This is a genomic window from Rhodococcus globerulus NBRC 14531 (assembly GCF_001894805.1).
Taxonomy (GTDB): Bacteria; Actinomycetota; Actinomycetes; order Mycobacteriales; family Mycobacteriaceae; genus Rhodococcus_F; species Rhodococcus_F globerula.
The window spans coordinates 563292-576415 of the sequence record NZ_BCWX01000001.1; the positions used below are offsets into that span (position 1 = coordinate 563292).

The following is a 13124-nucleotide window of genomic DNA, read 5'->3' on the forward strand; positions in this document are numbered from 1 at the left end:
AAACATTTACGAGTTGGACATTTGTGACATAAGCTCCCCTCGGAAAGTTTGCGGCTGGTCTGCCGCGAAAAATCGGGACGAGGATAAGCGTGGATTCGCAAGCAATTTCTCTGGTCCGGTCGAGCTTCAAGTCCATCGTCGCTGAAGAAGGCGGCCCGGAGCGGCTTGCCCGGACCTTCTATTCGCTGCTGTTCGCGCGCTCACCGGAGACACGCGAGTTCTTTCCGGCTGCAATGGACGTGCAGCGTGACCGCCTGTTCACGGCGATAGCTTACGTTGTCGAACGACTCGACGAGACCGACGAAATTCTTGAATATCTCGCGCAATTGGGCCGCGATCATCGCAAATACGGTGTAACGGACGAGCATTACCAAGCCGTCGGCAATTCGATGATCGAAGCCTTCGAGCTGTTCGGCGGCGCCGAGATGTGGACCGACGAGGTCGACAGCGCCTGGCGCAACGCCTTGGCTGTCATCTCCGCAGCCATGATGGACGCGGCAAACGCAGAAGACGGACCGCCCGCCTGGAGCGCCACGGTAATCGAGACGCGCACCGCGATCAGAGGAGTCGCGATCGTGCGACTCCAACTCGATCAGCCCATGGACTACCGACCCGGTCAATACGTCAGTGTGCAGGTTGGCGCGCGGCCCCGGATGTGGCGATACCTTTCCCCGGCCAATCCGCCGGACGGATCGGGAATCATCGAGTTCCACATCCGTCAGGTAACCGGCGGCTGGGTCAGCCCCGCAATGGTCACGCAGACCACCGTCGGAGACATCTGGGTGATCGGGTCACCGATCGGCGGCCTCGGAATTCCGGAGAACACCAAAGACCTCCTGATGATCGCGTCGGGAACCGGCGTTGCACCGCTGCGCGCACAGATTCTGGAACTGATCCGTCGCGGCAATACTCGCAAGGTTCACTTGTTCTACTCCGGTGCGCATCCGTGCGATCTGTACGACCTCCCACATCTGTGGGCCCTCGCCGAGCGACATCCCTGGCTCACCATCGTCCCGGTCTCGGAAGACGACACCAATCCGTGGTGGCACACCGAGACCGAACCGCTGTCACCGATCGGAATGCCGAAGCGCATGACCGGAAAAGTCGGCAAGGTCGTCACATCGTTCGGGAACTGGGCGGGATGCGACATTCAAGTCGTCGGCAACGAATCCGTCGTGAACAGCACCAAATTCCGGCTCCGGGCCGTCGGCATCGACGCCGCGACCGTCCGCAGTGATCCCACGTACTGACCGTCAGTAAGGGTCGAAGCTTATGGCCTCGGCCGGCGTGCCCGTCGCAATCAGCCGATCTCGCGTCGAACGCACCATCGCAGCCGACCCACACACCAACACCTGGTGCTCGGTGAAGGCCCCGTACGACGAGACGACGTCGGCAAGCGTTCCCTCCACCAGATGATCCTCGCCGAAACCGATGTCGACGCCGAGCCTGTCGGCCCAGCCGTCGGGTGGGCCGGCGTCCGTGAGATCTTCGACGACGGGAATCGGTTGCAACCACGGCAGTTCGTGGGCGAGTATCCACAGCATGTCCGCCGCGTACAGATCGCGAAGCGTTCGACCGCCGAAAAACAGGTAGACCAGCGGCGGATTCGGCGACTGGGCCAGATCGAGGATGATCGACCGCATCGGCGCCAAACCGGTTCCGCCCGCGATCATGATGACGGGCGGACCGTTCTCGTCGACGGCAAGATTGCCGCGCGGATCGATGATCGTCCACATGTCGCCGGGTTGAGTGTCCTTGACTATCGCACCGCTCACCCAACCGCCGGGAACCGTCTTGACGTGGAACTCGAGCTTCCCGTCCTGCGACGGTGGCAGCGCGGGGGACAGCCGGCGAAGCAAGCGGGCATTCTGCGGCACGCTCACATCCACGTATTGACCCGGCCGGAACGGCACGACGTCGCCGATCAGGCGAACCACGGCCAGATCCTCACGCAGGCGGTGATGTTCGACGACAGTGCTGGTCCAGGATCGTGAAGTCATGGATGTCTCCTGAAAGTCAGTAGAGCGGGTCGTGCAGGATCTGGTCGATCGGAGTGCCACCGGCCCGCAACGCGTAGATCGTGGTCTTGATCATCGACGGTGACCCCGAGATCTGGATCTGACGGTCCGCCCACGAACCGAACCGCGCAACGACCCGACCGATAGGGCCGGTCAGGCGTGAATGCATACCGAATGGCGGCTCGAGTGCCGGCCCGCTGTGCCACCACGGATTCTCGGCTTCCTCGGACACCGGTACGACGGTCAGCCACGGGTTGCTGAGCGAAATGTGCCACAAGGTCTCGAGATCGTAGAGATCACACGGGTAGCGTCCGCCGACAAAAAGATGAACACGCGGATTCTGCGCTCGCTGAGACATTTCCATCACCTGAGCGCGAAGCGGCGCGATCCCGGTGCCCGAACCGATCATCAAGACGTCGCGGTCGTGTGTGAAGTCCACTTCCAGGCCGCCGAGCGGAGTGGACATGACCCATTGGTCGCCGACATTGGTCTCAGTGACGATTGCCGGGCTCACCCAGCCGCCCGAGACCTTGCGGACGTGGAACTCGAGTTGGCCGAAGGGATTGGTCGGAATGGCGGGGGAGTAGTACCGCCACATTCGGGGGCGTTGGGGTACCTGCACCCCGACGTACTGACCAGCGCCGTACGGAATGGGCGCGCCGGTTTCGAGGCGCACTATCGCAAGATCGTCGAGCACCCGTTCGTGGCTGACGACGGTTCCGCCCCACAGCGCCGGGGTGGTATCGGACTCGGCGCCTTCCGCCATCGTGCTCACGACGAACTCGGTGAACTCGGACCAGGCCTCTTCGAGTTCGGGTGTCCACTTGTACCGGCTGTGGGCGCTGGTCCCGTGCATCGACTTCACGGCGCGCCTCATCGCAACTCCGGCAGCCCGGTAGTGCTCGCGTTCGACACCGTAGCGACGATGGTCGAGGCCGAGTTGAGTCAGGAATTTCCGGATCCTGCGCTGCTGCGGCAGGTTCTTCACGACAAATTCGATAGCGGTCACAAACCTGTGGCCTTGGGATTCCATCCCGGCCGGGAACAATGAGCGGTACAGAGGATGTTCGGCAAAGAGGGCCGTGTAGAACAGAGCTGAAAAGTGGGCGCGAGAGTCGTCGTCGTCGGCCAGAGCGTCGAGGCTGGATTGCAGGCGGGCGATCACCGTCGGATCCAATCGACACCCCTTTCGCAACAGCTGCAACTCTCGTCCCAATTCTAGTACGGCTCGAATTGTTACAAACGATGGCGAACCCGCCTGGCCAAATCAAACTTGAGCGGAATAGACTCAAGTTTGTCCGCGTTGAGCATATTGACACGGCCGCACCACCACCCGGAGCGGCCCACAACTTCGACTTCGACGCGCTTGTGGCGACCGGAGCCCGGCCAGAAAGGTGACAAGTGGACTCGTTCACACCAACAACCAAGACCCAGGCTGCGATGACGGCTGCACTGCAGTCGGCGTCGTCGGCGGGTAACCCCGACATTCGACCGGCACACCTGCTGGTCGCACTCCTCGACCAAACCGACGGCATCGCCGGCCCGCTGCTCAAAGCAGTGGGCGTCGATCCCACCGTCGTGCATCGCGAAGCTCAGAGCATGGTGGATCGCCTGCCGAAAACCACCGGTGCGAGCTCGACGCCCCAGCTCGGGCGTGAAGCACTGGCGGCGCTGACCTCCGCGCAGCACCTCGCCACCGAGATGGACGACGAGTACGTCTCCACCGAGCATGTGCTGTACGGACTTGCCGACGGTGATTCCGACGTCGCGACCCTGCTGAAGAATCACGGTGCGACACCAATCGCGCTGCGTGAGGCGTTCACCACAGTTCGCGGGAGCGCGCGTGTCACCAGCCCGGAGCCGGAAGGCACCTACCAAGCGCTGGAAAAGTACTCCACCGACCTCACCGAGGCCGCACGCAGCGGCAAGCTCGACCCGGTGATCGGCCGCGACACCGAGATTCGACGTGTCGTGCAGGTGCTCTCGCGTCGCACCAAGAACAACCCGGTACTCATCGGTGAGCCAGGCGTCGGCAAAACCGCGATCGTGGAGGGCCTTGCCCAACGCATCGTCGCGGGTGACGTCCCGGAATCGCTGCGCGGAAAGACCGTCATCTCCCTGGACCTCGGGTCCATGGTGGCCGGTGCCAAGTATCGCGGTGAGTTCGAGGAGCGCCTCAAGGCAGTTCTCGACGACATCAAGAACAGCGCCGGACAGGTCATCACCTTCATCGACGAGCTGCACACCATCGTCGGCGCCGGAGCCACCGGTGAATCCGCGATGGACGCAGGCAACATGATCAAGCCGATGCTCGCCCGCGGTGAGCTGCGGCTGGTCGGTGCCACCACGCTCGAGGAATACCGCAAGTACATCGAGAAGGACGCCGCACTCGAGCGTCGCTTCCAGCAGGTACTCGTCGGTGAGCCCTCGGTCGAGGACACCGTAGGCATCCTGCGCGGCCTCAAGGAACGCTACGAAGTGCATCACGGCGTGCGCATCACCGACTCCGCGCTGGTAGCAGCAGCTTCGCTGTCCGACCGCTACATCACGTCGCGGTTCCTGCCGGACAAGGCCATCGACCTCGTCGACGAAGCCGCATCGCGTCTGCGTATGGAGATCGACTCGCGTCCCGTCGAGATCGACGAGGTGGAACGTACCGTCCGCCGACTCGAGATCGAGGAAGTGGCACTCGAAAAGGAAACCGACGACGCGTCGAAGGCGCGGCTCGAAAAGTTGCGCCAAGAACTTGCCGACGACCGCGAGAAGCTCAGTCAGCTCAGTACTCGCTGGCAGAACGAGAAGCAGGCCATCGACTCGGTGCGCGTGCTCAAGGAACAGCTCGAATCCCTGCGAGGAGAGTCCGAACGCGCTGAGCGTGACGGCGATCTGGGCAAGGCAGCCGAGCTGCGCTACGGCCGCATCCCCGCGTTGGAGAAGGAGTTGGAAGCCGCAGCAGAGGCTTCCGGCGCCGCCTCCGACGGTGACGTGATGCTCAAGGAAGAGGTCGGGCCGGACGACGTCGCAGACGTGGTCGCAGCCTGGACCGGCATTCCGGCCGGCCGAATGCTGGAAGGTGAAACCGAGAAGCTGCTCCGAATGGAGTCCGAACTCGGCAAGCGCGTCGTCGGACAGACTGATGCCGTCGTCGCCGTCTCGGATGCGGTTCGCCGCGCCCGAGCAGGTGTCGCCGACCCCAATCGGCCTACCGGTTCGTTCCTGTTCCTCGGCCCGACCGGCGTCGGTAAGACGGAGCTCGCCAAAGCCTTGGCGGACTTCCTCTTCGACGACGAGCGCGCGATGATCCGCATCGACATGAGCGAATACGGTGAGAAGCACTCGGTGGCCCGACTCGTCGGTGCCCCTCCGGGATACGTCGGTTACGAAGCCGGCGGCCAGCTCACTGAAGCAGTTAGGCGACGCCCGTACTCGGTGGTCCTCTTCGACGAGGTCGAAAAGGCACACCCCGACGTGTTCGACGTCCTGCTCGCAGTGCTCGACGAAGGCCGACTCACCGACGGTCAAGGCCGCACGGTGGACTTCCGCAACACCATCCTGATCCTGACCTCCAACCTGGGATCCGGTGGAACACGCGAGCAGGTCATGGACGCGGTACGCCACGCGTTCAAGCCCGAGTTCATCAACCGTCTCGACGACGTGGTCATCTTCGACTCGCTCTCCGAAGAGCAGTTGGAGCACATCGTGGACATCCAGCTCGAGCAGCTGCAGAAGCGTCTGGCTGCGCGTCGACTCACCCTCGAGGTGAACGGGGCGGCTCGGATGTGGCTCGCGGTGCGCGGCTACGACCCGCTGTACGGCGCTCGGCCACTGCGTCGACTCGTCCAGCAGTCGATCGGCGACCAGCTCGCCAAACTGCTCCTGGCCGGCAAAGTCCAGGACGGAGACACCGTGAACGTCGGTGTCAGCGAGGACGCAGACCAGTTGGTTCTGTCCTGACCGGTTCTGCCGCTGATGCGTTAAGCGAACGCCCCGTCGATCCATGCGGATCGGCGGGGCATTCGCGTTTTCTCTACCCTGGTTTTGTCGACGTTGTTTTTGTCTACGCTGAACGGCTGGATGCTCGTACGGCAGATGTGGTCCGCACCCGTACGTCCGAAATGAAGGTGGCCAGGAATGACTGATCAGAACGATCCGCGTAAGTCGGACCAGCCGACCGAGCATTTCGAGATTCCCGAGCAGTACCAGAACCCCGAGCAGTACCAGAACCCCGAGCAGTACCAGAACCCACAGCAGTACCAGAACCAGGGGCAGCAGTATCCCTACGGCGGGCCGGATCAGAACACCGAGTATCTGGGCCAGCCGAACCAGCAGGGCCAGCCGAACCAGCAGGGCCAGCCGAACCAGCAGGGTCAGCCGAACCCGACGCAGGCGTTTCCGCCCTACAACCCGCAGTTCGATCCGCAGGCCCCGCCGCCCGGCGCGACGCAGGCGTACCCGACATACAACGCACAGCAGTACGGGCAGACGCAGCAGTACGGACAGACTCAGCAGTATCCGGTTGCGGGCGGAAGTGGCGGCGGGGTGCCGCCGGAGCAACCATTCTTGGACAGTGGCTCGCCGGATGGTGGGAAGCGCCGCAAGCTCGGGACCTGGATCGCGGCGGGAGTTGTCGGCATCCTGGTTGCCGTCGTCGCGATCATCGGGATTTCGTTGTTCGGTTCCTCGGGTGAATCGGGAACGCAGACGGCATTTGTTCCGCCAACCAGCACGGTGGCGCCGACGACGCCCAAACCTACGACCACCGCACCTGCGCCATCGCCCACATCCTCGCCGCTCGAAAACCTGCCTGGCGGACTCGGTGATGTCATCGGCCAAGCCGGCGGAGCTGTCGGCACAGTGGTGTCCAATGACGGCGGCACCCTGGTCATCAACTCGATCGGTGGATCTCAGACCACCATTCTCACCACACCTGAGACGACGCTGATCGCGTTCAACCGATCATCCGTCGCTGACCTGCAACCGGGTGACAACATCGTCGTCGACGGCACCCCGGTGGAGAACGGCACGATGACCGCAAAGACGATTCTCGATACTTCATTGCCGTCGTTCGGCAACTGAGCCAGCGTCTCGTCGCGCTTATGAGACTTGGATCGAGGGGTTTCGCCGCACCGAAGGTAACGCCGCCACACCGATCAGGTGACAGTTCTCGGGGTGTTGCGGGAGGTTGTCGTCGGAAGTCGCTAGGCTGGCTGTGATGACTGGAATGTGGTTCGGACTCGCATTAGTGGCACTCGCAGGCGCGGGTGCGCTTCTGTACGTCGATAGAACAAGACGTGATCAATCCGGCCGCGTACGTCAGATTTGGGCAAAGGCGCAGGGCTACACGTACACCGGTGCTGATGATCAGCTTGCCGGCGAGTGGCATCGCGCAGCGATGGCCAAGCAGGACTACCTGACCGCAACCGATGTTGTGCGTGGCACAAGACGAGGTGAGCAGTTTGTGCTCTTCGACCTCGAGGAAACAGCAACCATCGTGGCAGTTCGACGCGAAGTCGGGTCTGACGTCGACATCGATCTACGGCTCAAATCGACGGCACCGCCCAAGGACGGCGACCTCAACCTCCTGGGCGCAATCGGTCCGCGCGTCGTGTTTGCAACCGACCTCGAAATCGCTCGCCGGGTCTGTGACCAGCGTATGGTCGCCTTCACCGAATCAGTACCCCCGGCAATCAGCATGCTGTGGAGCGAAGGTCGCTGGACCCTCGGCTCCCTTCCGGTCTCGAGCACCGGCCGCGATTGGGATGCTGCCATCGAAGCTGTCGCACGGCTGTCCGGCATCCTGCACGTACTCCCTCCCGTCACGGATCCGCGTGAACTCGAAGTCGATCACGACCCGACCCGGCCCCGCCCCCGCAGCGACAAATCCGATGCACCGCTGAACCGCGAAGCGCCGCAGGCCGTTCGTAGTGCACCGCAGGCACCGCCGGTCGTTCGTGGCGCACAGCAGACACCACGCCGGGAGGCTCCGGAGTCGCAGCGTCGAGAGGCTCCAGAGTCGCAGCGTCGAGAGGCTCCGGAGTCGCAGCGTCGAGAGGCTCCGGAGTCGCAGCGTCGCGAGGAGTCGGACGTGCCCCGTCGAACCGCCCCGGAATTGCCCCGCCGCGAGTTTCCCGCCCCGTCGACCACGCCGAAACCCAACCCCGGCACACCGCGCTCGGGAACCGTACGCCCTGTCGATTGAGCCGCGTGTAAGCCCACCTTTCGAGGCCTGACGCACTAGCGTGGCCGGTATGTCGTCATCGAACTCGGATCGCCCTGCGCGTCCTGTAGCCCTGGTCACCGGTCCCACCTCAGGTCTGGGTGCCGGGTTTGCCAAGAAATATGCGTCGATCGGCTACGACCTGGTGCTTGTTGCACGGGACGAAGTGAGATTGCGTGATCTTGCCTCCGAACTGTCCTCGATGTTCGGTACCGAATCCGAAATTCTGGTGTCCGACCTCGCCACGGAACCCGGCCGTGACGCGGTCGCCGACCGATTGGCCCGCGGCGTCGACGTTCTGGTCAACAACGCCGGGTTCGGTACCTCCGGTGAATTCTGGACCGCTGATCCAGCACTTCTGCAAGCTCAACTCGACGTCAATGTCACCGCCGTCATGCGTCTGACCCGTGCGGCGTTGCCCAGCATGATCGCGTCGGCGAACGGAACCATCGTCAACGTCGCAAGTGTGGCGGGATTGCTGTCCGGGCGCGGTTCGACGTATTCGGCCAGCAAGGCGTACGTGATTTCGTTCACCGAAGGATTGTCCGGCGGGCTGGCCGGAACCGGTGTTCGGGTTCAAGCGCTGTGCCCGGGGTTCATCCGCACCGAGTTTCACGAGCGAGCCGGAATCGAAATGTCATCGATCCCGAAGCCGATGTGGTTGAGCGTCGATCAGGTGGTCGCGACGTCGATGAAGGACCTCGGCGACAACAAGGTCATCAGCATTCCCGGGATTCAGTACAAGATCCTCACCACTGCCGGGCGTCTGGTTCCGAAGGGCTTGGTTCGCAAGATGACCAACCTTGTCGGACGTGGGCGGGGTAGGACGTAGATACAGGTCGCGCGGAGATTATTGCCTCGGCGCTGTGGTCGGTAGGCTGAGCACTCATGAGCGATCGTGAGGATTTGGCTGCGCTGGTGCGCGAACTGGCTGTTGTGCACGGAAAGGTGACGTTGTCTTCGGGCAAGGAAGCCGACTACTACGTGGATCTTCGCCGCGCGACGCTTCACCACAAGGCAGGGCCGTTGATCGGCTCACTGCTGCGTGAACTTGTTGCAGACTGGGATTTCGACGCCGTGGGCGGTTTGACGATGGGTGCAGACCCGGTCGCGATGGCAGTGATGCACGCGCCCGGCCGTCCGATCGACGCGTTTGTCGTCCGCAAGGCTGCCAAGGCCCACGGAATGCAGCGTCAGATCGAGGGACCCGATGTGGTCGGCAAGCGTGTTCTGGTTGTCGAGGACACCACGACCACGGGCAACTCTCCGCTCACCGCGGTGAAGGCACTTCGTGAAGCGGGCGCCATCGTGGTCGGTGTGGCAACCGTGGTGGATCGCGCGACCGGCGCCGACGCCGTAATCGGTGCAGAGGGCGTGGAATACCGCTCGCTTCTGGGCCTGGACGATCTCAACCTGGGCTAGCGCCCCCGTGCGCCTTTCTGGTAGTTCGCGCTACCGGAAAGGCTCACAGGGCCGAAGGCCTTGCCGACGTGATCATCGATCGCAGCTCGGCCAACCCCACGGTCAGGCGTTCGATCTGCTCGGGTTCGAGGTCCGCAAAATGCGGAATCAGGGCATCAGCGATGGCATGTCGACCGTCGGCTAGGGTCTTTCGTCCCACATCGGTCATCGCGACCAGTACGGCGCGGGCGTCGTCCGGATCCGGGCGCCGCTCGACCAACCCGCGCTCACCGAGTGTGCGCATCACCGCAGTTGCGGAGGGTTGTGAGCAGTGATCGATCTTGGCGAAGTCGCTGATCCGCATTTCGCCGTATTCCTCGAGCAACGCCAACGCGCGGAGCCACGTCCGGGGGTAACGGTCGGCAGCAAGTGACGTCGCCATTTTTGTGAAGCGATGGGTATTGCTCACCAAGTCGACCAGTAGGTCGTGCAATCTCTGTTCCTGATCGGGCACGTTCGAATCCTTCCATAAGGTAATGATTGTGTAAACGAGTCTTTGGCGACAGTTGGTATTCGTTCAGGGGAGATGTGCAACCACAGTCGACCTGACCAATTCTTCGATGACGAGGTCTGGCGTCACGAGGCTCAGACTGCCGTTCGCGGCCAACACTGCAATTCCGTGCGTTCCCGTCCAGATCTTCAGTGCAGTCGCGTTCGGATCCGAGGCTTGGTCTGCTTCGGCCAGAGTCCGCAGAGCCTCGAAGAGTGGAAGCGAGGTTGCCCGGAGGTTCGCGCCGGCGCCTTCGAGTAAATCGTGGCGGAACATCAGCTCGAACATCGCCGGTCGCTCCTGCGCAAAAGCGACGTATTCGATTGCCGCAGAGATCAATCGGTGTCGCGCGGGCGTGGGTGCATCGAGTATCGGTGCGAGCCTTGCCCCCAAGTCACGTAGGCCCTGTGAGGCAATTGCCGCAAGTAGGCTGTTGTGTGTCGGGAAATAGCGTCTGGGCGCCCCGTGTGACACGCCGGCTCGACGGGTTATCTCTCGTAACGTCAGGGCGGCGAGGCCGTCGGTGTCGAGAATGTCGACGCCCGTGGCGACGAGGGTGTCGCGGAGTGTGGTGGCAGACATGGGAGACAGTGTCTACCATCTAGGTGCGTAGACAGCGTCTACTCTCACTGATTGGGGTGTTGGCGTGCTGTATCGACTGTTCAAGTACATCTTGATAGGACCGGTTCTGTGGGTCTTCGGACGCCCCACGATCGAGGGGCACCGCAACATCCCGCGAAAGGGGCCGGTGATACTTGCCGGTAATCACCGGGCTGTTGTCGACTCGTTCTTCCTGGTCCTGAAAGTGCGCCGACGGATCACCTTTGTCGCCAAGAGCGAGTACTTCACCGGTTCCGGCATCAAGGGCGCGTTGCAGCGCTGGTTCTTCGGCGGCGCAGGTCAAGTTCCCATCGACCGCAGTGGCGCCGACGCCTCGCGTGCGGCACTGGATACTGCCGTCGGAATCCTCGAACGGGGTGGTGTGTGGGCGATCTATCCCGAGGGAACACGATCGCCGGACGGTCGCCTGCACAAAGGCAAAACGGGGGTGATCCGGGTTGCGCTGGAAACGGGTGTCCCCGTTATCCCGGTTGTTGTTCACGGAGGCGACGCGGTGAACCCGCCTGGCACCAGGATGTGGCGATTCAGCAAGGTGCACGTCAGTGTTGGCAAGCCGATCGACTTCTCCCGCTACCGAGAACTGCGGACCCATCAGGCTGTTGTGCGCGCGGCAACCGACGAGTTGATGGCGGCACTGTGCGAGCAGTCCGGGCAGGAATACGTCGACCTGTACGGGGCTGACGTCAAATCTCGTGATTCCCTCTGAATTACCCAGTACGGTCGTCTTGGACGCATAACCAACAGCGCGCAACCAACAGGAGGACTGGGCATGGCAGGCAAGTGGGGCATCGAGCACGCGGTTTTTGCGGCGGCAACGGCGGCAACGGTGGCTGGGGCGGTGCTCGGCAACGAGCGTGTTCAGCAGATTGCCAAGCCGTTGATTGCGCCGTCGCTCGCGGTCAGGGTGCTGCGCAAGCGATCCGAGACGGATACCGCCGATACTGCGCTGCTCTTGGCAGGTCTTGCTGCGGCAACGATCGGTGATGTGTTCATGATCGACCCGGATAACGATGCTCGCCTGGTGAAGGGTGCGTCTTCGTTTGCCGTCATGCAGTCGAGCTATTCGGCGCTTCTGTTGCGTCGTGGTGCCAGGCCGACGAGGGCTGCGCTCAAGCCTCGGATGAGCGGGTGGTCCACGGCTTCCGGGTTGCTGCGTGCAAAAGCTCCCGAGGTCTCGATGCCGTTGACCGCGTACGGATTGCTGCTGGGAACCACGTCGACGTTGTCCGCAGATCCGGCTTTGTCGCCGGGGGCGAAGACGGTGCTGGACGTGGTGGTGCCTGGCGAGGAGCGGCGATCCTGGCTGGGTGTGGGCGGCGTGCTGTTCACCGCATCCGACGGTCTGATTGTGGTGCGGCGCTTGTTCATTCGCGGCAAGGCCGGCCGCGCGGCCGCTGAGGGTGTGATTCTGGCGTCGTATGCGGCAGCTCAGTTGATGCTTGTCGAAGGAATGCTTGCTCTCGGTCGCAAAAATGCCTGAGCGGAGCATCTTCATTACCGGGGCGGCGTCGGGAATCGGCCGTGAGGCCGCGTTGTTGTTTGCGCGCAACGGTTATCGGGTTGGCTGCTATGACATCGACGAGTCCGGGTTGACGACTCTGGCCGCCGAGATCAACGGGTTCGGGGGTGTGGCCGTGACCGGCGCACTCGACGTGACGGACCCGGAGCAGTGGTCGACGCAGTTGGCTCACTTTGTCGGTGCGTCGGGTCGACTCGACATCCTGGTCAACAACGCCGGTGTTCTGTCGTCGGGGAAGTTCGAGAGTATTTCCCTTGCTGCGCATCGCCGCATGGTCGATATCAACGTCACCGGCGTCCTCAATGGAACGCACACGGCGTTTTCGTATCTGCGTGAAACACCGGGTGCTCAGGTTGTGAATATGTGCTCGGCGTCGGCCATTTACGGACAGCCTGAACTGGCGACATATGGGGCCACGAAGTTCGCGGTCCGAGGACTGACGGAGGCGCTCGACCTCGAATGGGCCGAACACGACATCCGAGTGATTGCACTGTGGCCTCTCTTCGTGCAGACGGCCATGGTCACCGGAATGGATACCGGTTCGACGCGATCGCTTGGAATCAAGCTCACTGCAACGGAAGTCGCGCAGGAACTCTGGGATGCGACGCGCGGCGCCGGACGCATGCCCAAGGTTCATTATCCGGTGGGAGGGCAAGCGAAAGTGCTTCTTGCCGCGTCGCGGTTCTCGCCTGCGTGGTTGTCGAGGTTGACGAACAAACGTTTAACCGGAAAGTAATCGAACTCGCGATATAGTTCGGAATCGTTTTGTGGGCCGGGTTGAGGCAGAAGACATGGGTG

Annotated in this window: 13 protein-coding genes; 9 read left to right on the top strand and 4 right to left on the bottom strand. The window is 62.7% G+C overall.

The window, feature by feature from the left end; all coding sequences use genetic code 11:
* Positions 1-89 precede the first annotated feature (89 nt).
* Positions 90-1250 carry a globin domain-containing protein gene (locus tag RG2_RS02370; protein ID WP_033235679.1) on the top strand — a complete coding sequence of 387 codons (1161 nt, stop codon included), beginning with the start codon at positions 90-92 and terminating at the stop codon, positions 1248-1250.
* Between the two features lie 3 nt (positions 1251-1253).
* On the opposite strand, the gene RG2_RS02375 is transcribed toward RG2_RS02370, so the two are convergent.
* The gene (locus RG2_RS02375; RefSeq protein ID WP_033235678.1) at positions 1254-2000 is read right to left on the bottom strand and encodes an FAD-binding oxidoreductase; all 747 of its coding nucleotides are present in this window, start codon (positions 1998-2000) and stop codon (positions 1254-1256) included.
* Between the two features lie 16 nt (positions 2001-2016).
* The gene (locus tag RG2_RS02380) at positions 2017-3195 is read right to left on the bottom strand and encodes an FAD-binding oxidoreductase (protein ID WP_230590265.1); all 1179 of its coding nucleotides are present in this window, start codon (positions 3193-3195) and stop codon (positions 2017-2019) included.
* Positions 3196-3419: 224 nt separating this feature from the next.
* Between RG2_RS02380 and clpB the strand changes: the two genes are divergently transcribed.
* The 5 genes from clpB (at position 3420) to pyrE (ending at position 9657) form a co-directional block, all read left to right on the top strand.
* Positions 3420-5972, top strand: a complete 2553-nt coding sequence (gene clpB, locus RG2_RS02385; RefSeq protein ID WP_033235677.1) for an ATP-dependent chaperone ClpB — start codon at positions 3420-3422, stop codon at positions 5970-5972.
* A gap of 177 nt (positions 5973-6149) precedes the next feature.
* Positions 6150-7094, top strand: a complete 945-nt coding sequence (locus tag RG2_RS02390) for a hypothetical protein (protein WP_033235676.1) — start codon at positions 6150-6152, stop codon at positions 7092-7094.
* 145 nt (positions 7095-7239) lie between these two features.
* The gene (locus RG2_RS02395; RefSeq protein ID WP_033235675.1) at positions 7240-8217 is read left to right on the top strand and encodes a TtfA family protein; all 978 of its coding nucleotides are present in this window, start codon (positions 7240-7242) and stop codon (positions 8215-8217) included.
* A 49-nt stretch (positions 8218-8266) separates the two neighbouring features.
* Positions 8267-9067 carry an SDR family NAD(P)-dependent oxidoreductase gene (locus tag RG2_RS02400; protein WP_033235821.1) on the top strand — a complete coding sequence of 267 codons (801 nt, stop codon included), beginning with the start codon at positions 8267-8269 and terminating at the stop codon, positions 9065-9067.
* A 56-nt stretch (positions 9068-9123) separates the two neighbouring features.
* Complete coding sequence (gene pyrE / locus RG2_RS02405) at positions 9124-9657, top strand: orotate phosphoribosyltransferase (protein ID WP_033235674.1); 534 nt, start codon at positions 9124-9126, stop codon at positions 9655-9657.
* A gap of 43 nt (positions 9658-9700) precedes the next feature.
* On the opposite strand, the gene RG2_RS02410 is transcribed toward pyrE, so the two are convergent.
* Together RG2_RS02410 and RG2_RS02415 are read right to left on the bottom strand one after the other, a co-directional pair.
* Positions 9701-10150 carry a MarR family winged helix-turn-helix transcriptional regulator gene (locus tag RG2_RS02410; RefSeq protein WP_033235673.1) on the bottom strand — a complete coding sequence of 150 codons (450 nt, stop codon included), beginning with the start codon at positions 10148-10150 and terminating at the stop codon, positions 9701-9703.
* A gap of 63 nt (positions 10151-10213) precedes the next feature.
* Positions 10214-10768 carry a TetR/AcrR family transcriptional regulator gene (locus RG2_RS02415; protein ID WP_033235672.1) on the bottom strand — a complete coding sequence of 185 codons (555 nt, stop codon included), beginning with the start codon at positions 10766-10768 and terminating at the stop codon, positions 10214-10216.
* A gap of 64 nt (positions 10769-10832) precedes the next feature.
* Here RG2_RS02415 and RG2_RS02420 point away from each other — a divergent pair, with 64 nt between their 5' ends.
* The 3 genes from RG2_RS02420 to RG2_RS02430 all read left to right on the top strand — a co-directional run bounded on the left by RG2_RS02420 (position 10833) and on the right by RG2_RS02430 (position 13062).
* Entirely contained in the window at positions 10833-11513 is a 681-nt protein-coding gene (locus RG2_RS02420) for a lysophospholipid acyltransferase family protein (protein WP_033235671.1), read from the top strand.
* 63 nt (positions 11514-11576) lie between these two features.
* On the top strand, positions 11577-12287 hold the full coding sequence (locus tag RG2_RS02425; protein ID WP_033235670.1) for a lysoplasmalogenase family protein: 711 nt from the start codon (positions 11577-11579) through the stop codon (positions 12285-12287).
* Complete coding sequence (locus RG2_RS02430) at positions 12280-13062, top strand: SDR family oxidoreductase (RefSeq protein ID WP_033235669.1); 783 nt, start codon at positions 12280-12282, stop codon at positions 13060-13062. The genes RG2_RS02425 and RG2_RS02430 overlap by 8 nt, the downstream gene beginning before the upstream one ends.
* Positions 13063-13124 lie beyond the last annotated feature (62 nt).